The sequence below is a fragment of the Alteromonas sp. ABD4_190 genome, from assembly GCF_056160105.1.
Map to the genome: position 1 here is coordinate 218659 of NZ_JBSWWN010000001.1, position 21493 is coordinate 240151.

General features: G+C 42.9%; 20 protein-coding genes and 1 pseudogene. 13 read left to right on the forward strand and 8 right to left on the reverse strand.

Annotated features, from left to right (window positions below; genetic code table 11):
* Positions 1–50 precede the first annotated feature (50 nt).
* The 4 genes and pseudogenes from ACXAFM_RS01075 to ACXAFM_RS01090 all read left to right on the forward strand — a co-directional run bounded on the left by ACXAFM_RS01075 (position 51) and on the right by ACXAFM_RS01090 (position 5467).
* On the forward strand, positions 51–1091 hold the full coding sequence (locus tag ACXAFM_RS01075) for a methionine synthase (RefSeq protein ID WP_474826130.1): 1041 nt from the start codon (positions 51–53) through the stop codon (positions 1089–1091).
* Between the two features lie 67 nt (positions 1092–1158).
* A pseudogene (locus tag ACXAFM_RS01080) lies at positions 1159–1272 on the forward strand (diguanylate cyclase domain-containing protein); the annotation flags it as partial.
* Positions 1273–1875: 603 nt separating this feature from the next.
* The gene (locus ACXAFM_RS01085) at positions 1876–4716 is read left to right on the forward strand and encodes a TonB-dependent receptor plug domain-containing protein (RefSeq protein ID WP_474832846.1); all 2841 of its coding nucleotides are present in this window, start codon (positions 1876–1878) and stop codon (positions 4714–4716) included.
* Between the two features lie 232 nt (positions 4717–4948).
* Positions 4949–5467: a hypothetical protein gene (locus ACXAFM_RS01090; RefSeq protein ID WP_474832849.1), complete on the forward strand. Its 519-nt coding sequence runs from the start codon at positions 4949–4951 to the stop codon at positions 5465–5467.
* On the opposite strand, the gene ACXAFM_RS01095 is transcribed toward ACXAFM_RS01090, so the two are convergent.
* Both ACXAFM_RS01095 and ACXAFM_RS01100 read right to left on the reverse strand, forming a co-directional pair.
* Entirely contained in the window at positions 5464–7911 is a 2448-nt protein-coding gene (locus ACXAFM_RS01095; RefSeq protein WP_474832851.1) for a protein kinase domain-containing protein, read from the reverse strand. The two genes, ACXAFM_RS01090 and ACXAFM_RS01095, sit on opposite strands and share 4 nt — an antisense overlap.
* A gap of 17 nt (positions 7912–7928) precedes the next feature.
* A complete protein-coding gene (locus ACXAFM_RS01100; protein ID WP_474832853.1) occupies positions 7929–9503 on the reverse strand; it encodes a sigma 54-interacting transcriptional regulator in 1575 nt (524 codons plus the stop codon).
* A gap of 330 nt (positions 9504–9833) precedes the next feature.
* Here ACXAFM_RS01100 and ACXAFM_RS01105 point away from each other — a divergent pair, with 330 nt between their 5' ends.
* From ACXAFM_RS01105 to ACXAFM_RS01115, 3 genes are all read left to right on the forward strand, one after another.
* On the forward strand, positions 9834–10781 hold the full coding sequence (locus ACXAFM_RS01105) for a hypothetical protein (protein ID WP_474832857.1): 948 nt from the start codon (positions 9834–9836) through the stop codon (positions 10779–10781).
* 22 nt (positions 10782–10803) lie between these two features.
* Positions 10804–11715, forward strand: coding sequence for a hypothetical protein (locus ACXAFM_RS01110; protein ID WP_474832860.1), 912 nt, complete (start codon positions 10804–10806; stop codon positions 11713–11715).
* 82 nt (positions 11716–11797) lie between these two features.
* A complete protein-coding gene (locus tag ACXAFM_RS01115) occupies positions 11798–12016 on the forward strand; it encodes a hypothetical protein (protein ID WP_474832862.1) in 219 nt (72 codons plus the stop codon).
* A 10-nt stretch (positions 12017–12026) separates the two neighbouring features.
* Here the strand turns inward: ACXAFM_RS01115 and ACXAFM_RS01120 are convergent, their stop codons facing one another.
* Together ACXAFM_RS01120 and ACXAFM_RS01125 are read right to left on the reverse strand one after the other, a co-directional pair.
* Positions 12027–12626, reverse strand: coding sequence for an SCO family protein (locus tag ACXAFM_RS01120; protein ID WP_474832865.1), 600 nt, complete (start codon positions 12624–12626; stop codon positions 12027–12029).
* Between the two features lie 46 nt (positions 12627–12672).
* Positions 12673–13188 carry a YHYH protein gene (locus ACXAFM_RS01125; protein WP_474832868.1) on the reverse strand — a complete coding sequence of 172 codons (516 nt, stop codon included), beginning with the start codon at positions 13186–13188 and terminating at the stop codon, positions 12673–12675.
* A 91-nt stretch (positions 13189–13279) separates the two neighbouring features.
* On the opposite strand from ACXAFM_RS01125, the gene ACXAFM_RS01130 reads away from it, so the two are divergent.
* Positions 13280–14470, forward strand: a complete 1191-nt coding sequence (locus ACXAFM_RS01130) for a DUF3500 domain-containing protein (protein ID WP_474832870.1) — start codon at positions 13280–13282, stop codon at positions 14468–14470.
* Positions 14467–15066, forward strand: a complete 600-nt coding sequence (locus tag ACXAFM_RS01135; RefSeq protein ID WP_474832872.1) for a hypothetical protein — start codon at positions 14467–14469, stop codon at positions 15064–15066. The genes ACXAFM_RS01130 and ACXAFM_RS01135 overlap by 4 nt, the downstream gene beginning before the upstream one ends.
* Positions 15067–15083: 17 nt before the next feature.
* Here ACXAFM_RS01135 and ACXAFM_RS01140 read toward each other — a convergent pair whose 3' ends face one another.
* Positions 15084–15533, reverse strand: coding sequence for a GyrI-like domain-containing protein (locus ACXAFM_RS01140; RefSeq protein WP_474832875.1), 450 nt, complete (start codon positions 15531–15533; stop codon positions 15084–15086).
* A 277-nt stretch (positions 15534–15810) separates the two neighbouring features.
* Here ACXAFM_RS01140 and ACXAFM_RS01145 point away from each other — a divergent pair, with 277 nt between their 5' ends.
* From ACXAFM_RS01145 to ACXAFM_RS01155, 3 genes are all read left to right on the forward strand, one after another.
* Positions 15811–16695 carry an EamA family transporter gene (locus ACXAFM_RS01145; RefSeq protein ID WP_474832878.1) on the forward strand — a complete coding sequence of 295 codons (885 nt, stop codon included), beginning with the start codon at positions 15811–15813 and terminating at the stop codon, positions 16693–16695.
* 177 nt (positions 16696–16872) lie between these two features.
* Positions 16873–17091, forward strand: coding sequence for a hypervirulence associated TUDOR domain-containing protein (locus tag ACXAFM_RS01150; protein WP_179985215.1), 219 nt, complete (start codon positions 16873–16875; stop codon positions 17089–17091).
* Between the two features lie 25 nt (positions 17092–17116).
* Positions 17117–17761, forward strand: a complete 645-nt coding sequence (locus ACXAFM_RS01155) for a DNA-3-methyladenine glycosylase (protein ID WP_474832884.1) — start codon at positions 17117–17119, stop codon at positions 17759–17761.
* Positions 17762–17801: 40 nt separating this feature from the next.
* Here the strand turns inward: ACXAFM_RS01155 and ACXAFM_RS01160 are convergent, their stop codons facing one another.
* Both ACXAFM_RS01160 and ACXAFM_RS01165 read right to left on the reverse strand, forming a co-directional pair.
* Positions 17802–18137: a hypothetical protein gene (locus tag ACXAFM_RS01160; RefSeq protein ID WP_474832886.1), complete on the reverse strand. Its 336-nt coding sequence runs from the start codon at positions 18135–18137 to the stop codon at positions 17802–17804.
* 38 nt (positions 18138–18175) lie between these two features.
* The gene (locus tag ACXAFM_RS01165) at positions 18176–18556 is read right to left on the reverse strand and encodes a VOC family protein (protein WP_474832889.1); all 381 of its coding nucleotides are present in this window, start codon (positions 18554–18556) and stop codon (positions 18176–18178) included.
* Positions 18557–18850: 294 nt separating this feature from the next.
* Here ACXAFM_RS01165 and ACXAFM_RS01170 point away from each other — a divergent pair, with 294 nt between their 5' ends.
* Positions 18851–19246, forward strand: coding sequence for a hypothetical protein (locus tag ACXAFM_RS01170; RefSeq protein ID WP_474826166.1), 396 nt, complete (start codon positions 18851–18853; stop codon positions 19244–19246).
* A 54-nt stretch (positions 19247–19300) separates the two neighbouring features.
* Here the strand turns inward: ACXAFM_RS01170 and recD are convergent, their stop codons facing one another.
* Complete coding sequence (recD, locus tag ACXAFM_RS01175) at positions 19301–21490, reverse strand: exodeoxyribonuclease V subunit alpha (protein ID WP_474832892.1); 2190 nt, start codon at positions 21488–21490, stop codon at positions 19301–19303.
* Positions 21491–21493 lie beyond the last annotated feature (3 nt).

A 21493-nucleotide genomic window follows, 5' to 3' on the forward strand; every position in this document is an offset into this window, starting at 1 on the left:
CTGCCCTGTATTCACCTATCCGAATTATTGATTAAAAGAAACCAAACTACATGAAAAAACTACTCCCCACCTCTATTGCAGGCAGTCTTCCAAAACCATCATGGCTGGCAGAACCCGAAACGCTATGGTCGCCTTGGAAGTTAGAAAATGAAGCGCTGGAAGAAGGTAAAAAAGATGCGCTGCGCGTTACACTTCAGGAGCAGACCGCTTCTGGCATCGACATTGTTTGCGATGGAGAACAAACCCGTCAGCACTTTGTGACCACATTCATAGAACATCTTGATGGCGTAGATTTTGAAAACCGTAAAACCGTGCGTATTCGCAATCGTTACGATGCTAGCGTACCTGTTGTAACCCAAGCGGTTACGCGACCAAAATCGGTATTTGTTGAAGATGCCAAGTTTTTAAGAAGCCAGACTGATCAGCCTATTAAATGGGCACTTCCTGGACCAATGACTATGGTCGATACCTTGTATGACGACCACTATAAAAGCCGCGAAAAGCTTGCATGGGAATTTGCAAAAATTTTAAACCAAGAGGCGAAAGAACTAGAGGCTGCGGGTGTAGATATAATCCAGTTTGACGAGCCATCTTTTAACGTGTTTTTCGATGAAGTTAATGAATGGGGTATCGCCGCATTAGAGCGTGCTATTGAAGGCTTAAAATGTGAAACCGCTGTTCATATTTGCTACGGTTACGGCATTAAAGCAAATACCGACTGGAAGAAAACGCTAGGCTCAGAATGGCGTCAATATGAAGAAAGCTTCCCTAAGCTAGCGAAGTCGAACATCGATATGGTGTCGTTAGAATGCCACAACTCCCATGTTCCTATTGAGCTGATTTCGCTTCTTAAAGGCAAAAAGGTGATGGTAGGTGCCATTGATGTTGCCACCGACACTATAGAAACCCCAGAAGAAGTCGCCGCTACTTTGCGCGAAGCATTGAAGTACGTAGACGCAGATAAGCTCTACCCTTGTACTAATTGTGGTATGGCTCCCCTTTCACGAGATGTTGCAAGAGGTAAACTTGAAGCACTTAGCGCTGGTGCTGCGATAGTAAGACGAGAATTAACCCTTAAGCGCTCTGCTTAACGCTAGTTTTATCAATTTCCTTCATATCTTTAAAGCAAGTTTGCAATAAGGCAAACTTGCAGCAAGCTTCGGCGTAGCTAGCGCTCCGAAAGTCGCCTACCACTTTGAAGCTTTGTTTGAAAACGCAGACAAAGCACTTTACCAATCGAAAAACTCGGGCAAAAACCGAGTTAATATTTAGTTTGATTGTTTATCCTCGATTAATAACCCGGCAATGAGCAACACATTTCTCACACGTGTAATTAGGGTGGTAGTAAGTGATTAAAAATAAGAAAAAGCCGCCTATGATTAACCTATTCGCAACAATTTAATTAACACTCTCAGCGCGTCGATAAAAGCACAAATTATTACGCTGAAATGCAAAACTAATTTTCATATGACCAATAGTTGACCTGCCAAACCAGATCCCCAAAATTTCGGTTGCAATATCTTTATTTTTATTGGAATGAGCTCAAGGTGAAATTAGGTCAATAAGCGCTCATTCACACCACAATTTGAACAATTGGTTATGAAAGAAACTAGATCTGCTCACGTTTAAAACAACGCCCGCAATACATAGCGAAACCCTACTATTTAATCAGAAATAAATTAAATGTTAACCACCTAAAAGGAGTGCGTTGTTTCATCGAAAAAAATTGATTTCGCTTGTTCCTGCTCATTAGAATGCGCGCCCTCTTAGACATAAGTATAAATCCGAATATAAATCGACATGGTAAGGCTTGCCTACAATTTTGGGCCTTATTTAACAACAAGCATATAAATTCTAATTCATTAGGAACAATCCATGAAAAACATTGCAACTGCTGTTCGGTTAGCATTGGCTGGTAGTGTCGCTCTGACATCTGGCAACGTAATAGCGCAAGATTCAACTACAGAAAGCGCTGATGTTGAAAAAATTCAAGTTACAGGTTCACGAATTTCTCGTCAGGGCGCAATCGCACCTTCGCCTGTTACCGCTATTTCTGGCGAGTCACTACTTAACTCTGGCGCGATGAACATTGGAGAGGTGCTTAACGAACTGCCTTCATTGGCGAATACGTTCTCGCTAGGTAACTCAAGTCAATTCATCGGTACTGCGGGTTTAAACATTCTAGACCTTCGCGGTATGGGCACCGACCGCACGCTTGTTTTGGTTGACGGTAAGCGTCATGTCTCTTCATCAGCGGGTACTGCTGCTGTCGATACCAACACTATTCCAACGTCATGGATTGAGCGCGTAGAAATCGTAACAGGCGGTGCATCTGCCGTATACGGTGCCGACGCTGTGACCGGTGTGGTTAACTTCATTCTTAAAAAGAATATTGAAGGGTTTGATGTTAGCGCAACGCAAGGCTTTGCGCAGGAAAATGGCTATAAAAACGATAAGTACCAAGCGTCTTATGGTTTTAACTTTGACAACGACCGCGGCAATATCGCTTTTGCTGCTGAATACAGCTCTCAAGAGTCACTAGATGCTTTAGACAACCCTTGGACTGCTACACCCTATCGCAACATGAGCTTTGAAAGCATCATGGGTTACGAGCGCAGTGAAGATCAATTAGATTCAACCGCCTACCCAGATGATATTTACACTGCTAACGCGGGTTACTACGTAATCAACAATGCGGGTGTATTCGGCGATGGAACGAAAACCTTCAACGCCGACGGTTCAATTAAAGACATCTATATTGGTGACCAAGTAGATGGTGTTTTCTGCGCAAACTGTGATTCTTTCAACCTTCGCCAGTTCACACAGCTACAGCCAGAATTCGACCGCACTAATCTAAACGTTAAGGGTAACTACGAGCTTAATGACGACACTACGGTTTATGCGCAAGCTAAATACGCACGCACTCGTGCTATTTCTATGGCGCAACCAGCGTTCTTTTTCTATAGCGATGAAACAACTATAACGCGCAACAACGCATTCTTAGATGACAGCGTTGCTGAGTACATGGACGCAAACGGTCTTGATAGTATTGAGCTTAACCGCATGATGACCGATTTAGGTGTTCGTACGGAAGCTGACGAGCGTGAAACCTATCGCTACGTGTTAGGTGTAGAAGGCTATATCAATGATGAATGGAACTACGAAGCGTTTGTAAACTACGGTAAAACAGAGCTCGAGCGTGAAAATCGCAACAATCTGATTTTGCAAAACTTCTACAACGCAATAGATGCAGTGGAAGATGACAATGGTAACATTGTTTGTGCATCAGGAAGCGAAGATGGCTGTGTTCCTCTTAACATTATGGGTTACGGTCAAGCTTCACAAGAAGCTATCGACTATGTGAATACCACGTCTGTAGGTACGAGCAAAATTGAACAGTACAACGCAGGCGCAACAATCGCCAACTCGGGTATCTACGAGTTGCCAGCGGGCTATGTAGGTTTCGCAGCAGGTGTGGAATACCGCAAAGAGAAAAGTGAAATTGATGAGCCTGAAAACGCTGCAGGTACCTTCTTTAATGCGCTAGGTGAAGACAAGGGTGAATACGACGTTTCTGAAGTATTCACTGAAGTTACTATCCCACTTCTTGAAGGTCTTCCAGGTGTTGATATGCTTACGTTAGACACTGCAGCGCGTATTGCAAACTATTCATCTATCGGCAATGCAAAAAGCTGGAAGCTTGGTTTAGATTGGCAGGTTTTCGAAGACTTACGTGTTAGAGCGACTAAGTCATCTGCCCTTCGTGCACCTAACATTAGCGAGCTTTACGGTGAAGCCAGCCAGACGTTCTTCAATGTTGACGATCCATGCCGTACAGATAACCTAGAAAACCTAGCGAATGCCGACCAACGTATTGCTAACTGCGCAGCACTTGGCGTTCCGGCAGACTTCAACTCTGACTATGATGCGGCAACGTTGGAAGGCGTAAACGGTGGTAACATCGACCTTCAAGCAGAACAGTCTATCTCTAAAACCCTAGGTTTAGTTTATACTCCAGCTTGGTTTGAAGGCTTTACTGCGACAGTCGATTACTGGGAAATTGAACTTACAGACGCCATCACCAACATTGATGGTCAAACTATTCTAGACCGTTGTGTAGACTCTGAAACAGGCATCGATAATCCGTACTGTGGTCTTATCGACCGTGATTCAGAATCAGGCGAAATTACACAAATTCGCAGCTACGCACTAAACATTGCGGGTCAAGAAGCCAAAGGTGTAGATTTCGAATTAGGCTATGACTTTGATGCACTTGAAGGTGCGTTCCGTACAAGCCTAATTGCGACTTACCTAAAAGATCGTAAAGAGTTTCCATTCCAAGACAACCCAGAGCTATTTTATCAAAACGCTGGCACTGCTGGTGAGTCTGACTGGCAAGGCGTATTCACGGTGAACTACAGCCGTGGCGATTGGGAAGCAAGCTGGAAAACGCGCTATATCGAGCGCGCTAGCATTTACGACAATCAAGACCTAGCGCTAAATCCTAACCCAAGTGATCGTATGGAACTACCTTCATACGCAGTAACTGATGTAACTGCGGGTTACAACTTTAAAAATGGTGTAAGCCTAACCGTGGGTATTGATAACCTGTTTAACCGTGCACTACCTACGGGTACAACCGGTACTGGCTCAACCGATGCTGCCTATGACAACATAGGTCGCTTTGGCTATGTAACCGTAGCGTACAAGATGTAACTTACGTTTAAACAAGTAAACTCAAAAACCGGCGTTTTTCGCCGGTTTTTTTATAGGTAATTTTCTAAGCCTACGTTGAATGTTTTCAAAGAAAAAACAACATCATTGTTCAAATAATAAACATTTACTATACTTTCTGCGCTTTCTAATAAGACAGTATTCATTAGGGCAAACTGGATTGTGCCGTATTTCAATCAACCATTGGTTTTTTGACGTTTTTAAGGAATAAACAATGAAAACGTACGTTTCTACTCATACAAGACATCATTTAAATTTAGATGCCAGTAAGTCGGCAGATAATGCTCGTGTTGAGCTCACTGTAGTCGATAAATCAGACCCCGACACTTGGTATATGACATTCTCCGAAAATAAGGTTGATGACTTTGTCACCTACATAAATCCAATCAAGTCTGACCAACCAGCAAGTATTTATTTTCACATTATTAGCGACGAGCCTTTGACATTTGCGAAAGCAGGTACCACAACATACTGCCAGGTTTTTCAAGGAGTTCTATTTGCTGTGGGTAATGAAGAACTTCAAAAAAATAAAGCTATTACAGTAGAAAGTGAAGGGAATAAATTATGCTTGAGCGTACTACCTAATAAGTTTTGGCGTAGTCCGGGGTCGAAGAATAGGTCGGGACAAGCAGGGAGTAAAATTGGCTTCCGCTTCGTGCTTCAAGATGAAAAGGGTAACGTATTTTACTCCCACGATCCGGTTATTATCGTGCCTGACTGGGAGATTGGTTAGTCACTTAATTTAAACCAGACCATATCGAACCATTCGGCTGGCACGCCGTTATCTACTGCCTTTATTTGATAAGAGCGTGCCGCCGAATCTTCACCCAATAAGCTGTATACCAAGCTTAAATAATAGAACGTAGATGGGTCCTGAATCGCTTGCCGCTCAATGTCCCATAGAACATCCTCCGCAAGCTTTCGTTGGTTTGTGTGAGCATAAGCTTGGGCTAGCACGAGTGAGTCAATTTTTGCCCGTTTTTCTATCATCGAAACGTTTGAAATCACTTGTTGATAATATTGGTTCGCTCGCGTTTCATCGCCGTATAGTTTTTCTGCGTCTGCGAGATTGATCAATACCTGCGGGTTGTCTGGAGATAGTTCATATGCCCTCCTTAAATGCATCAGTGCCAGTTGACCTTCACTTCTCATCATATATGCGAAGCCTATATTAGACTGTGTTATTGGAGTGTCACCTCTATTTAAACTTATCAAAGTCTCATAAGTTGCAATTACCTTTTCCCAATTACCATTGTAGTACTCTAAAATGCCATTTAGTTCTAAACCCTTAATGTGATTTGGCACGCGTTGAAACAACGTATCGAGTACATCATGGGAGCTATCCATTTCACCTGTTTTAAATAGCATTAGTGCGTAGTTGAAAAGGTGCTTTGCACCGGGTCGCTCTTCTACCAATTCAGACAATAGTGCCTTGCCTTTTACCGTCAATCCTTGTGAAAAAAACCACCTTGCGCGAAGCGACTTTATTAGTTCATCAACACTGTGATTCTTTTCTAACTGCTTCAATAGCCTGTCAGCATCATCGAACTGCTGCGCAGATAAGTAGAATTCTGCCAAATAGTAAATAAGTTGATTAGAGGGTTCTGATGTATTCGCAACTAACTCAGAAGCTTTTTCTAACCATATTGACTCCTTCTTTAAGGAGTACTTGGCGCGATAAGCTTGTAATAAAAAAGAACAAATCTCTCCCACACTACACTTGTTATTGGGGATACTCTCTAGTGTATTCACGTACTCAGATAAAGTGATTTGCTTTGTTTGATAGGCTATGCGAGTTGTTATAATTTGCCGCATAACACTTTCGCTTTGAAAACTACTTATAATCTCTGTTTCCAACTTATTACCTAACCAATTTTGCAAAAACCGTTGCACAGAATCGTTTATAAATAAAAGGCGATCAGTAGGAATTTGCATATGCTGCTGGTCGGTGAGGACGATAGGATCGCCCTGCCAGCGACTGAAAATAATAGCGCACTGGCTTTTTTGGCAATCCATTTGTGTATAAAACACCTCATCAGAGGCTGTTACGTTTTTAATCTCTCTGATGTTCTCGGGTGTTTGGGAAAACCCATCCACTTCATCGGCTGCAACCATTTTGACTGTGTCTAAGTCGTTAAATACTTGCAAAGATGCTTGATAGACCGAAGCCTGAATCAGTGGTAAATCAACAATTTCCGAGTTTGAGTAAACATCTGGTCTTAAAACGGCAACATAATGTGGTTCATCTGGAAGCGTGTACCATTTAAGCCAGCCTACTGTGCAAAGAACAGTAATGGCTATTCCCATAAACAACCAAAAAATACGATGTTTTACTGTTCTGTTTGTACCCTTATAGCTTGTCGATTCAAACGTACTTTTATCGAAAGACAACGTTTGATTGAATTGACCTTTGGCTAAAATTTGTTTTAATTGTGAGATAACAACCATGGCAGATTGAGGTCTGCCATCAGGAGCTTTATTTAGCAATTTGAGAATAAGCTCATCCAATTCACGGCACCCTGAATTGAGCGGTTGAGGCGTTTTGCTAACGATATTTTCCACGATGTTTTTAGTTGCACTGCGGTCGTTACCGAAGGGATGTGCTTGCATCACCATGCAATACATCAAAACGCCTAAAGAAAATAGGTCACTGCTAACACCCACATGACCTTGTAGTATCTGCTCTGGGCTTAATGCTAATACACTACCAGCCGTAAGCGTCGGCGATTGTTCAGTGATCGCTTTAGCAATGCCTAAATCACCAATTTTTAGACGGTTTTCTGAATCGAAGTATATGTTCTCTGCTTTAAGATCTTGATGCACCAGCCCAGCTTTATGTATTGCATGAAGTCCTTTGGCAATTTCAAGTGCATATTCTAATATTTGATGCCTAGTAAGTGGCGCTTTAGTTATTCGCTCAGCTAAAGTTTTACCATCCAAATATTCCATCACCAAAGCGGTTTGACAGTCAAAAGACTCGACGTCTAATAATGTTACTACATGAGGATGGTGAATAGATGCGAGCAGTCTTGCCTCGCGAACAATGTCGTCATGGTCTTGATAGTGAAGTACTTTAATAGCAACCCAGCGACTAACCCTTTGGTCAAATGCCTTATAGACAGTACTGCTGCTGCCTTCTCCAATCTTTGAATGAACGTCGTAATGCCCTATTTTCACATTCAGTAACTACAGCGCTAGCCTGCAAGCCCTATCTCAATCAACCGCCTTTTAAGTGCCTGTTTAGAAACATGAAGCTTGTTTACCATTTTATCGACATTGCCGTTACAATCTAAGTAACTACTTTGCAGTTCATCGGTAGAGATCTTTCCAGCCCTTCTAATAGAAGGATTTGAATCAATTCGCTGATACAATGCAGCCCTAGATATATTTAACGCTGACGCTGCGAGTTTTATTTGCCACTTATGCGTTTCTAACGCGCAGAGTATTTCTTCATCACTGACGTCTCTTGGCTTTCTTCGCGGTAATTTTTCAACCCGACCGTCGGATTTCAAATTTTTAGCACTATTCGACTGCATGGCTAAGGCATGTTGAGCATGTAAATCCGCGCAGAATTCTAGCCAGTCAAAGGCATCTAAAGTATTACAACTCATCAGCTGAACACTGAGTTGAGTAGCAATGTTTTTCAGTTGCCTTACGTTACCGGGCCACGGCATGTTGCTGCACTGCGCAAAAAACCAAGCCCAGAAATTAAAATGCTGAGGTTCAGGGCTCACAATTTTTTCTACTTGACCAGTTTTTACTAACGCATCCATTAGAAAATGTGCAAGTAAACAACCAATATCCGCTTTTCGCTCGTTAAGTGGAGCAACATCTATGACGAGGCCGCTAAGGCGTTGAAGAAGCGGCATCTTGAATGATTCTTGCCCTATAAGTGACTCAAGATCTGCATCTGTTGCAGCGATAATTCTTGTGTTGAGCTCGAGTTCTTGGTCGCTTCCTACTGGTTGAACGACACCGGTTTCTAGTGCACGAAGCAGCGTTACCTGAACCTCGCTAGATGCCTCTCCTATTTCATCTAAAAACAAACTGCCATCATTTGCTTCTAAGAAACACCCTTTACGATTCGTCGCGCCTGTAAATGCTCCCTTTACACTTCCAAAAAGTTCAGATGCGACCAACTCCTTTGGAACAGCGGCAATATTTACACTAACTAGCTTACCTACCTTTCTAGCGCCCGTGTTGTGTATTGCCTGTGCAATCAATTCTTTCCCAGTACCTGAATCACCCCGTATTAGTACCGGCGTTTTCAGCGAAGACACTTTACAAATTAGATTGCGAACTCGCTTTAGGTTGTCACTTACACCAATCAAACCAAGGTTATCTTCAAATTCGACGTTGGTGTGAGTAGTAAAATGACAAAGAAGCACTATTCTACTAGCCAAAATTACGGTGACCCCTTGCTGCAAATCTTTGGCTGTCATAGCTAGTTCATTAACAGATGCATTGTTTGTCGTTGATAATTGTATTGGACTCTGACCGCTCGACCACAGCCAATCTTTTTGCTTCTTAATAAGTTGTAGTGGTGTTCTGCTTAAAAACGGATCGGAAAGAGGCCGAGGGTTTGGATCATCAATGCCGTTTCCAAAAAGTGGAAAAAGACGAGAAATTTCGATGCTACTCGTTTCAGGTTGACACTGTTGACCAATGCGACTTAAGTCGGGATGAAAAATAATAGTGAGTGTTAGACGCTGTTTGGCATGACGAGCAGTTAACTGAAAAGGCACTTGTTTGAGCGTAGGACTAAACATAATCGTTCCATGTTCGCTGTTAGACCTTCACTGAAGACCCTTTTCAGTTCAAACAGCATGTCTGTTCAAATAATAATCAATAATACCTCCTGACAGCTATTTTTTCTACGAAAATTTTTTATTACTTTTCTGACATGTCATAAACATGAAAATGACATCAGAACCCCTACCATCAAAATCCTACATCATTGTAATTAAACAACTTTTAATTTGGCACACTTTTTCTAAATAGATGATTGCAGCGAGGAAAAGGAGCAGTAAATTCCACGTTGGTTCCGCTTTAATCATTGAGATTAAGCACTGTATGAACAAATTTTAGAGGAACTAAAAATGACGTCTTCACAAGATGAAAATCAAGCCTACGAAGAACAACTGAGTAAGGTGATTCTGGCTCAAGAAGAAAACGAAAGAGAATTACTTGGCTTAGCAAACGTAAATGCCGTGGGTGCAGGCTTTAAAGATACTAAAGATAAACCCACCGACGAACTGTGTATTAAAGTCTTCGTTGAAAAAAAGCTTAAAACATCAGAGTTAGATAAAGCAGATCTCGTCCCGAAAACTGTTAATGGCGTAAAAACAGACGTTATCGAGATAGGGAAAGTAGAGGCTCTGGCGTATACAGCGCGTCTCCGCCCTGCCCAACCTGGTTTTAGTATCGGTCATTACCGCATTACCGCTGGAACATTTGGTTGCATGGTCAGAGACACAACTTACCCTGGTCGTCATTACATTTTAAGTAACAATCATGTTTTAGCTAACTCAAACGCAGCAAAAGTAGGCGATACGATCTTACAACCGGGCAGAGTTGACGGCGGTCAAAACCCTGCTGATCGTATTGCCACATTATCTCGTTTCATTCCTATACGATTTGGCAGTTTGCAAAATCACAATTTGGTTGATGCCGCCATCGCGCAACCGACAGACATGAGAAATGTCTTCGCCTCAATTAAAAATCAAGGTATTCCGAAGGGGATAGAAGAAGCAACACTGGGAATGCCTGTCACCAAGACTGGTCGCACAACAGAAACAACTAACGGAACCGTTACAGCAGTAAATGCAACTGTGGCAGTCAATTTTGGTTCAGCCGGGACCGCCTATTTCAAAAACCAGTTTATGACTGCTGACATGTCAGACGGTGGAGACTCGGGCTCTGTCGTTCTGTCTCGAAACAGTAAGAAAATCGTGGGGCTTCTTTTTGCAGGATCAAGTCGCGTTACCATTTTCAATAACATTCACAACGTAATGATGGCGTTAAATGTTACGCCAATAACAGCGTAAACCTATACAAGGAAAAAGTATTATGTCTATGTCAAACGATCTACATGAGATGAATCAAGCACTTATTTCTGAAATTCAAGCACAAGAGCAAAACGAGATTGCGCACAGTCAACACGAAATGCATCGACAGGGTCTACAATCGCAGTTAGAGGGTAATTGCTGTGAAGATAGCTTAAAGCTTGCTGGTGTTGACGCAAAAGCGGTGGCAGAGCTTGAAGAAAAAGTAAATGAAAAAGACAAACAGGACTATGACGCCATTGAAACAATGATGTCAGAAGAGTCTTATAGTGAAATTGGAAGTGTCCAATCATCAGCTATCGAACCTGGCATTGTCCCCGAAGGTGCACAAATTATCACGCCAAGTTGGCATAGTGGATTTTCTGATACTCTAGAAGACAATAGCATGGCAAAAGCGGCGGACGTGTCTGCACAACCTGTACTTGGTGGCGGTGTCGAAAAGAACTATTGGAACTGGGCTAGCGGCGCTGGAATGGGGTGTGTTGGCGGCGTTGGGCAGAATACACAAACTGCTACGTGGGTGTTCTGGTTCCGCCCAACTCAAAGTCGATTCTATACAATCAACCCTCGTTTTGTCTTTAATGGCTATTATATCGCTAAAGCAAACGACAAATGGTACAACTGTAAAAATGCAAAGGTCAGAATTACCGCTGAAACGCAGGCATACCAATATAACTGGAAACATAGCGATGGTGTAAACCTTATAAATATCAGCTCTGGAAACATCAATATTAATAAGCGTTTAGACGATGTCCGCTATACGAATTACTCTGCTTTACTTGGTAAAGATGACTGGGCGGCTGTCGTCTGTCGAGTTCGCCTGTATGTTCGGGCTCAAGGTGGTGGCTCATACGCTAAGAACGACTTTTCAACGGGTGCGAATAAATTAGCTGTTCCTCACGTGATTGTAAGATAACGTATCAAACACACAGCTATTTCAACGAAGCGCTTGCGAAGTTTGTAAGCGCTTCATACTAAAAAATCTAAGGAATTAAGTCATGACTAGTCAAGACGCGCTGTCGAGTAAACGTCAAACTCTTGAAGCCATTGCCATGGAAACGCCAGGCGTGGTAGGTATCGCTGAAGGTATCAGTGATTCAGGCTCACCGTGTATCAGAGTGTTATTAAGTGAGAATATTAACAAAGATAAACTCCCAAGCGTTTTTCGCGATCCCGATGTGGAGCTGGAATACGTTGGTACACCAAACGCTCAGTAATGTGCAAAAACTATTTTTGCCGTAGCGTCTTGATGTCCTTTATCAAGTACTGAACTGATGCGGCGTTTAAGCCATTATAAATTCCTCGAATATGCTTGTTTTTGTCAATAAGTAACAGGCTTTCTGTATGCAGAAAATCTTTGTTCTTTTGAACATTACCTAGGTCTTCACTAGCGAAATACGCTTGTTTGGCAATAGTATAAATCTCTTCTTTATCGCCGGTTAGTAGGTACCATTGCTCGTTATTGATCTTGTTTTTAATGGCATAGGCTTGCAGTACTTCGATAGTATCTGTTGAAGGTCTTATTGAGTGCTGAACTATTTTTACTTCATCAATACCTTCGAACGTTTCTTGTACTCGTATAAGTTTCGAACGCACTGTAGGACAAATAACTGGACAAGTACTGAAGAAAAATCCCGCAACGTAAATTTTATTGTCGAGATCCTTGTCACTAATTGTGTTGCCGCTTTGGTCAGTAAAGTTAAAGGCTGGTATTTTGTGAAAAGAGGTTAAGTCTACTTCACCCTCTGACAACCAATAAGGCGAAAACGAGGCATCTTGGTAGTATGGCAACTCCTCAACATTGGCGCTGTTGGTCTTTTCGGTCAATACTTCGGGCTTTTAAAGTGATTAAATACTTCATAAAAAGCGCAGCTTAATTCACTCCGTTTGGCGTACCCTGAAAATCACCTGGAAAAATAAGGTAATAATCGCCGTTTAGGTATTGTTCAGTTGAGACATGGTAATGGTACTCGCCTGCCTCATTTGATGGGTCGGTGAATTGAGTGATACCCACATGGCCATTTGATGCATCGAGATCGGTGGGATAGTCGGCGCTTGAATAACAACGTCTACCGTAAATAAAGAAGCCGTCTGACATAATACCTACCAAGCTATCGTCGTCATAAGTAATCGCTTTAGGTTCAAGGTGATAATGATAGGTTTGTCGGCCGGTATGTGCACCGTTTCTATCAAAACCTTGTATTACGCCCAGTGAAACATCGCCGTTACCTTCAGAGTCATTAAAAATAGGCGCACCACTGGTGGCAATACCTATTGCACCTAACGGAGTTGCAGAAGAAGAGTCAGCCAACTCAGGGGTTACCGGTACCGTAAGTTGAAACAAATTAACATAATCCTCGATATCTCCGGGTGAGCGCTGTTGATCCATATTGTTCTCAATGAAATAGTAAAGAGATTGAATTACTTTAATGAAGTATTAAAGTCACTAAGTAGCCCTAATAAAGCAGGAACACTTGCCCATGAACGTATCTAATCGATTCAAAGTCTCTACCAGTATTCTTGCTATCGCCCTCGCGTTATCACCTTTTGCATTTTCTCAAGATCACCCAAAAGGCACGCACCCGGATGGACCACCGCCTCCGCGCCCCGACACGCCTGAGACCTTAGCCATAAAAGCTCGAATGGGCGATACAAGTACGCTTATGGGTGATATTAGTGTTCCTGTTTCAACAGACGAATGCGAGAATGATGATCATATTACGTCGCTGATATGTCTAACCTCACTGCTAAAATCAACCTTATCTGAAGACGCGTTATCACACATACAAACCGAATATTCTGTGGAAGAGGCGAAAAACTGGAGTAATTTACCAGCCGGTGCTTTTCCTGAGCGCCCCGGTATCTTTCTGGGTGAACTTTCCATTGAGCAAAGGGGCATTGTTAAAGCAATTTTGAAAGAGGCCGCTAGTGAAACCATGGATGAAGGTTTTGACGAGATGGTGCAAACACTTAATGCCGATGACTACATTGGCACCATTAGCACCGACTATAAGGCGGCGTATTCGTCCTACAACGGTAAACTCGCTTTTTTAGGTGATCCCACAGTAGACGGACTTTGGGAACTATATTACGGCGGTCACCATTTCGCCTTTTCAAATACTTATAACAACGGAAAGCTTATCGGCGCTACGCCATCCTTTCGGGGAATTGAGCCCTTCCCTTCTTTCGAAATGAACGGGCGTGAAAATAAACCGCTTTTGCAAGAACGCGATGCGTTTGCAAAATTGCTCACCTCACTCACCAGCAAACAGCAAGAACAAGCCACCTTAAAAGGGACTTACAGAGACATTATTGCAGGCCCGCAGTTCGATGATGCCATACCCAGTATCCAAGAAGGCTTAGCGGTGTCCTCTTTATCTAAGGAACAAATCTCTTTACTAAAAGAAGCCATTTATACCTATGTCGGTGATATCAATGAAACCGAAGCTAGTGAGTACATGGAGAAATATGCAAATGAGTTTGATAGTACGGTTATTGGATTCTCTGGTACGACAGCGCTGAACTCTGAGGATGATTATGTGCGCGTTCACGGTCCTTCTCTTTGGATAGAGTTCTCAATGCAATCTAATAAGTCTACAAATAAACCAGGTAACCACCCTCACTCTGTTTGGCGTGACAGACAAACCGATTATGGTGGGCAAGACCAGTGATAACCTCAAATACATTGCAGGGCTTTCATTTATTTTTGCGCGCTTTATTATGCTGTTTAACCGCACTCACATGCTCCGTAAATGCCCATTCATTACCGGGTAGTGAATTGGTATTCAAGGATAGAGATCCGAAAGCGGCATTATCTTTAAGCTTTCCTTTAGAAGAGTTTATAATTGCAGCGCCAGAACTAGACTTCATAGAGCGTGCTTCAAATAATGACGACTTAACAAAAGTCGAGAAGTCACAGTTAAATCAGTATTTCAGCCAGCATATTCAGCTTAAACCCGTCAATGTTCAGTCAAAACACGCATTCTTATCGCCCTCATTGCACTCCCTTACAGTTACTGAAGCATTTAATGAGCATGTAGGAAACTATAAACAGGTTAATGTGCAATTTTCATTAGATATAAGCACACTACAGCGTGATTTGTTCCCGCTAGCCCTGCGCTATGACGCGATTATGCATGAGATAAGAAGCCACAGGGTGGCGGTATTTTTTGAGAGTGCGCAAAGCGGTAAAACGAAACTTACAGACTATGTTTACAGCGAAGTTAATGGTAATCCTACCGTGCATGTCCTCTCCCCGCCTAGTTGAACGAAAGCACTTAGTGGTTACTTTATCGCTATGTATACATCAATGTGATTGCCGTTTACATAGTGCTCGAAATCTACCGTGAACGTCCTTTCATACTTCGCGTTTTCTTGGGTAAAGTATTTCCAAACATCGGTCCATGCATCAATAGCGATTTGCGGCATTTCTCCTTGCTTCGTGAAAACAAGATACTTCCCCGGTGGAATAGTGATGTTTTCGACTTCTATATTTTCTGGCTCTTTCTCACCATCATAGCCTGCTAACACTGAAAAATTGCCAGCATGATCACTTTCATAGTTAAAGTACACCCCATACACGCGCTCACCGCCCACATAATCCACAGGTATGGTGTTGTCAAAGCGTTTCCATAGTGCGGGAATTTTTCCGTCTTGAGAAAACTCAGCTTCGTTATTCGTTACCACCGAAAAACCGCTTATGTATAATGGAGCAGAAAGGTGTCTTATTTCCATATCAATATTCCTTGATAATTTGCTTAGGTAATACAATGATGTTACTTGCATAATAAACGTATATTACGCCACTACTTTGCTTTGTCGAAAATAAACAACTCGTTTATCACGCGGAAAGTGAAATAATTTGTTTTTCAAGAAGATATAAACGCCTTGGTAAAGCTGTAGTTTAAGCTGTTATAAAACCTAGTTTTTCGAATATTCCCGCTTATCAACGAGCATTTCGACTTCAGAACAAATATAATCCTGTTTTAACTCTTTGAAACTGCAATACATTGTGAATCGACGTTTTTTACTTGCCATACTCGCAGTGCTTTTGGCCATGATAACTATCCAATCGGGAGCATCATTTGCCAAACAACTCTTTCCTATCGTGGGGCCTGAAGGTACAAGCGCCCTGCGCGCATTCTTCGCGGCCCTAGTGTTAACCGTAATTTTCAAACCTTGGAAAGCAAGCTTAAGTGCAAGAGGATGGCGAAACGTCATTATTTATGGCGCCTGTTTGGGGGCAATGAATATCATCTTCTACCTTGCCATTGCGCGGATTCCATTAGGTATAGGCGTTGCGCTTGAATTCACAGGCCCATTGGCGGTGGCCTTTTTTAGCGCAAGAAAAAAACGTGATTTTGCGTGGGCCATTTTAGCCGTTGCTGGCGTTTGTTTACTGCTTCCGGATATTTTCGGTGCTTCAGCAGAAAGCCTAGATCCTATCGGCGTAATGCTTGCGCTAACCGCGGGAGCTTTTTGGGCAGGCTATATTGTATTTGGTAACAAAACAGGCAATGAAGGCTCAGGCGGCGTTACGGTTACCTTAGGTATGCTAGTAGCCGCCATTTGTGTGGTACCCATTGGTATAGTGAGTCAAGGCAGTGCTTTATTATCTTCAGAGGCGGTCCTTATAGGCTGCGCCGTAGGGATTTTTTCATCCGCTATACCCTACACCTTAGAAATGAGTGCAATGCGCAATATGCCCAAGCAAACTTTTAGCATAATGATGAGTGTAGAGCCGGCTGTTGCAGCTGTAGCAGCGTTTGTCATTATTGATGAAACCCTTACACTGACTCAGTGGCTTGCAGTAGCTTTAGTGGTCATAGCTACCGCTGGAAGTTCTGCTACTCAAAAACAAGTGCCCAAACAAAAGCAGCTTGAAACGCTTTCTTAGTGTTTCAAGCTTTGTTAATTAGCTCTTTTTACCTTAGTCACCATACCTTAGTTCCCTGTATCTTACCTGGCTTTGCCTTTACCTTTCGCCTTTCCACTGTATTGCTTTATGAACTAAGCAGCTATTTTCACCGTTTAACACTGTGCACATAGTAAAACTAGCGCTAACGGGAATGATATGAAGCACTACGCGGTAAATACAGAAGTTGAATGGGAATGGGGTAATGGCAGTGCCACAGGCAATATAAGAGAGAAATTTACCAGCGATGTTACGCGCACTATTAAGGGCTCATCGGTAAAGCGTGAAGCCAGCGACAGTGACCCCGCCTACCTTATTGAACAAGACGATGGCAGTAAGGTTTTAAAATCTCACAGCGAAATTAAAAAATCGTCGTAACTTGCCTTTAAATCCATTTTGAAAAATGCAGCCTTCTTTTTTCACTGACAGTGATGTAGTTAACGTAGCGAGGTCACTTGTTGGCAATTTTCTTTTTAGTCGTGTCGGTGGTTCACTTACCGGAGGAATGATCACAGAAACTGAAGCTTATTGCGGTGAACGGGATCTAGCCATGCAAAAACACCTATTGCGCCGGCCCTCGTCTGTAACAGCGCTTAAGAAGAAGGGCGGCATAGCCTACATCTATAAGGTTTACGGTTACCACAGCATGTTCAATATTGTCACTAACGAGGTGGGCTATACTGATTCTGTGCTTATCCGAGCAATCAGTCCTACCGTGGGCTTAGATATAATGCAAAAACGACGAGGGACAAACATTGCGTTGCGTAACTTATGCTCTGGCCCGGCGAAGCTTTCACAAGCTTTAGCGTTAACACCTGCGCTAAACGGCAACCCCGTGGTAAACAACAATACTATCTGGTTTGAGAGCAACGCCGAATTTAACGCCGCCAAAAGTATTACCAGCGCCCCCCGCATAGGCATAGATTACGCCAGAGAAGATAAAAACGAAGATAGAAAAGAAGAAAGAAAGTACGATAAAAGCGAAGCGCATGCCACACGGGATGATACAAGCCTACCTTGGCGCTTCACACTGAAATCGGGTGTATGAACAAGCTTAATGCCTTACTTCGCACTATCTTTACTCAAGCCTAGTTAGTTAGGGCATATGTAAGCTTACAGTCTATATACTTCAGCAGTTTGTTTACTACCCTTGGTACGGCGATATCCCCATTAGCATTTTTGGCTTCTACAAAAATATCACAGTCATCGTACTGAATTTGCTGGCGGATAACATAGTCATTGAGTTGGTCAAACAGGGTTTCCTTTAACGGCACCATACCGACAAAAACATCAGCCTTTTGATCATCAACATGCCCATCGCGTTTAATAAAATAAGCGCCTTCAATTTCTCGTTTTAGCGTATACGCCTGCATGGCATCTAACTTTGCTAAGCGAAAGTGCACGCTAATTTGGGGTTCTGTCACTGTAAATCTCAGCTTTTATCTCGAAGTTTATCTAGAGGTTACCGCTTTATTTCTACTTTCCAAGGCGGGTTTAGTCTGTTCTCTCCTGCCCAATAAAGCTTTATTTTATTGCCAGATGGGTCGTTTAAAATAGCTTCTTTCCAAAGGTAGCGTTGTTCGGTTGGCGGTTGCTCAAAATGAATACCCTTTTCTACAAGCGATGCATATAGCTCGTCTATCGCTTCATGCTCAAAATAAATCACGCTGTGATTTTGTACGCTTTCGCTTTCTAAAGAGAGTGAAAACGTAGAGCTGCCTTTAGGGCAAGTAAACCTTGCGTAATGTGGTGTATCAACAATTTGGGTGAACCCAAGTGTAAGATAAAACTCAACCGCTTCAGTCATATTGGTAACAGGCAGTGTAACTTGATTCAATTCCATGATCACTTGCTCCTTATATAAGATATCTAAACCGCGCTAGCTTGCTCGTTATTACCCGAAGGCTAACCTTAGCCTTTACAAACTAAAGCCAATAAAACCAATAATACCTCAGTAAGCCTCATTGAGTCTGCTATCTATTTGAATAATGACTTATTCACACTTTAATGCGGGCATAGATTTGAACGCTTTAGACTAGCTTTGCTTCTGCTTGATCCACATCAACGCAGGACAAACGTAACTCCACCACAATAAAGTCATCAGAATTACCTCGTGAAACTTTGTATGCTAACGCTAGTGAATGATACAGATGCAAATGATGATATTGTGCCGGAGTCACATGGGCTATATCGGCTGCATATAAAGCCGAATACGCAGATGGCGATAGAAAACAAACCTGTTTTCGGTGCGAACATTACGTTACACAGCAGTTTATTAAAGCACGATCACTTTGTTGCGACACCCAATAATATATTGGGCTGGCTAGATCATTTCGGCTTGTCGCACTTCTCCATAAAAGCCGAAACTAATCGCCTAGAAAATGACGACATTTCTGTGCTTTTGCCTTCACAGTTTTTAAACGCTGAAGGCGGCATTTTGCGCGTAACCGCCCCCACCCGTATTTATCTAATCAGCAAAACCCCTATTGAAATCAACAAACACGGCCTGTGTCTGTTTACGCCTGTAAAATAACAACGCAGAAATGTACTCTGACCCCAAAATTTTGGGGTCAGAGTACATTTTCTTCTACTCGAATTCTGGGGTGACGTGTGATGTGCTCTTTAAGTGCAGGCTGATTGCTTCTGACAACCCTGAATAGCGCTTATCTACTCGCTGAACCATGTGGCTAAATGTCGTATTGTCTGAAATGATCAAACAACCATCTTTGGCTCGGGTTAAGCCGGTATACACCAGCCCTCGATGAAATAGGTTGGCGGCCTTGTCGCTATCGGGCCTGGGCAGTATAAGTACAACGTGGTTAAATTCAGAGCCCTGGGACTTGTGAATGGTCATGGCATATACGGTTTCAAACTGCGGCACTCTAGATAACGATATGCTGCGTAGCGCTTGTTTTTGCATTTGGTTTTGAACGCCAGTAGCATTCTCGACCGTACCTGACGAGGTTTGTTGGTCTGCACCTTTGGCGTCTTGATAAAACCATGCATACAGCTTACCCGTGCTATCAGGCCAGATTACGCCTACTTCACCGTTAGATAGCCGCTGTGGATGATGATTCTTTACAATCATTATGGGCTGACCTTGATAGAAGTGCCCTTCTCGCTTTTTGATTTTGTGCTTGATGGCATCGAACACTAAGCTATTTAGGCCCTCTACTCCCATTGCACCCTTGCGAACCGGTGTGAGCCACCTGACATAGTTTAGGCGGTTAAGCGCTTCTTCAGCACTATCGGCATCAAATATGGGAAAGAAACTTTCTTTAGCCAACTCATGTAAATCACGACTGCCGACTTTATCTTCTGACCATAAATGCACGCCTTCTTTAAAACGTGTTTTTGTATAAGCCGCTAGGTTTGCGGTTTTACTACTTTCATCGCTTTCTTCGGCGATGGCAGCGATCGCTCCACCAGCATCCCCTTTCTGGATTGCCGTTGCTACTTTTGCTACTTGGCCTTTGAAACGCTGCGGTGCCTGCAGTGTTGCCACGTAGCTTTTGGCTTGCTCATTAACAGGTAAAATAGGAAGATGAGGGCACAGCGTGGCGATATTCTGGCGCATTAACGAGGGTACGCCCCCCAATGAAAGTGGGTCGCTATCAATGTGTAAGCTACTTTCGTCGCTCGGCGATGCATTCTCTTCTACGTCAAAGCGTGTTGTGTTACTAACTAGCTGCTCTAACACATTGCCAAGTTCAACAGCTGGAAGCTGGTCGGCATCACCGATAAAATACAGTCGTGCATGGTCTGGCAATGCGCGGACAATGCGCGTCATTAACGCTAGGTCGACCATACTTGCCTCATCGACGATGAGCACATCGGCGGCTAATTGGTTGTGCTGGTTGTACTTGGTCGATACACCGTATTCCCGCAAACCTAACAATCTATGCAGCGTTACAGCATCAGTAGGCACGTTATCAAGCGCAGCATCTTCCACCTTGCCGCGAAGCCCTTCAATGCTGTTAACGATAGACTCGGTCATACGTTGCTGCGCTTTACCGGTGGGGGCAGCCAATACAATATTTAGATCTTTGTCACACGCCTGTAGCGCCAGTAATAGACGTAACACGGTATAGGTTTTACCCGTTCCAGGCCCACCGTTTATGACACAAAACCCCTGCATCAAGCTTTTAGCAACAGCAATTTGCTGCCAATCTTGCTGATCTGTAGTTTCGGTTGGAAATATAGCGGGCCAAAGTTGCTTTACTTTTTCATTCGCATCTTCTGTTAACGGCGTAAGCGCCGCCCGCTTCACTATGTCTCGCGCTACTTCTTGTTCAAACTCATAAAAACGACGGCTATAAAGCCTACCGTTTGCATAAACAAAAAGCTGAGCAACTTGTTCGTTCTCCAAAGCGCTTTTTACAATTTTTAGTAAAGGCGTAAGCTGAGGTAGCTCCAAACCTGTCTTAAGGGCTTGTTCTGGCTCTTGTTTTTCTGGCTCTTGTTGATATATGACCGCTTGGGAATTGTGAATAGATGATGCACTTTCGCGTTCTTGCACTTCGGTCATCGAACCAACGGTTTGCCCGGTGTCATCTTCCTTAAACAGGGTTGTTCCAGCTACTTCTTTAAGATAGATACAGCTATGCCCATTACGCTGCATATATGACAAATACGCCAGTACTCCAGCCCAGATAAACCTCTCTTCTTGTGCGAGTTCATCAATAAAGCCAAATTCTTTTGCAACAAATTTGTCGATAGCTTCTATGCCAAACAAGTTATCGAAAAACGACGATACAGAATGTTGATTGTTGTTCATTAT

Bases quoted from the DNA above. Each gene is read 5' to 3' on its own strand.
- ACXAFM_RS01075 (WP_474826130.1), top strand. From the start codon at position 51: ATGAAAAAACTACTCCCCACCTCTATTGCAGGCAGTCTTCCAAAACCA.
- ACXAFM_RS01085 (WP_474832846.1), top strand. From the start codon at position 1,876: ATGAAAAACATTGCAACTGCTGTTCGGTTAGCATTGGCTGGTAGTGTC.
- ACXAFM_RS01090 (WP_474832849.1), top strand. From the start codon at position 4,949: ATGAAAACGTACGTTTCTACTCATACAAGACATCATTTAAATTTAGAT.
- ACXAFM_RS01100 (WP_474832853.1), bottom strand. From the start codon at position 9,503: ATGTTTAGTCCTACGCTCAAACAAGTGCCTTTTCAGTTAACTGCTCGT.
- ACXAFM_RS01105 (WP_474832857.1), top strand. From the start codon at position 9,834: ATGACGTCTTCACAAGATGAAAATCAAGCCTACGAAGAACAACTGAGT.
- ACXAFM_RS01110 (WP_474832860.1), top strand. From the start codon at position 10,804: ATGTCTATGTCAAACGATCTACATGAGATGAATCAAGCACTTATTTCT.
- ACXAFM_RS01115 (WP_474832862.1), top strand. From the start codon at position 11,798: ATGACTAGTCAAGACGCGCTGTCGAGTAAACGTCAAACTCTTGAAGCC.
- ACXAFM_RS01125 (WP_474832868.1), bottom strand. From the start codon at position 13,188: ATGGATCAACAGCGCTCACCCGGAGATATCGAGGATTATGTTAATTTG.
- ACXAFM_RS01130 (WP_474832870.1), top strand. From the start codon at position 13,280: ATGAACGTATCTAATCGATTCAAAGTCTCTACCAGTATTCTTGCTATC.
- ACXAFM_RS01140 (WP_474832875.1), bottom strand. From the start codon at position 15,533: ATGGAAATAAGACACCTTTCTGCTCCATTATACATAAGCGGTTTTTCG.
- ACXAFM_RS01150 (WP_179985215.1), top strand. From the start codon at position 16,873: ATGAAGCACTACGCGGTAAATACAGAAGTTGAATGGGAATGGGGTAAT.
- ACXAFM_RS01155 (WP_474832884.1), top strand. From the start codon at position 17,117: ATGCAGCCTTCTTTTTTCACTGACAGTGATGTAGTTAACGTAGCGAGG.
- ACXAFM_RS01165 (WP_474832889.1), bottom strand. From the start codon at position 18,556: ATGGAATTGAATCAAGTTACACTGCCTGTTACCAATATGACTGAAGCG.
- recD (WP_474832892.1), bottom strand. From the start codon at position 21,490: ATGAACAACAATCAACATTCTGTATCGTCGTTTTTCGATAACTTGTTT.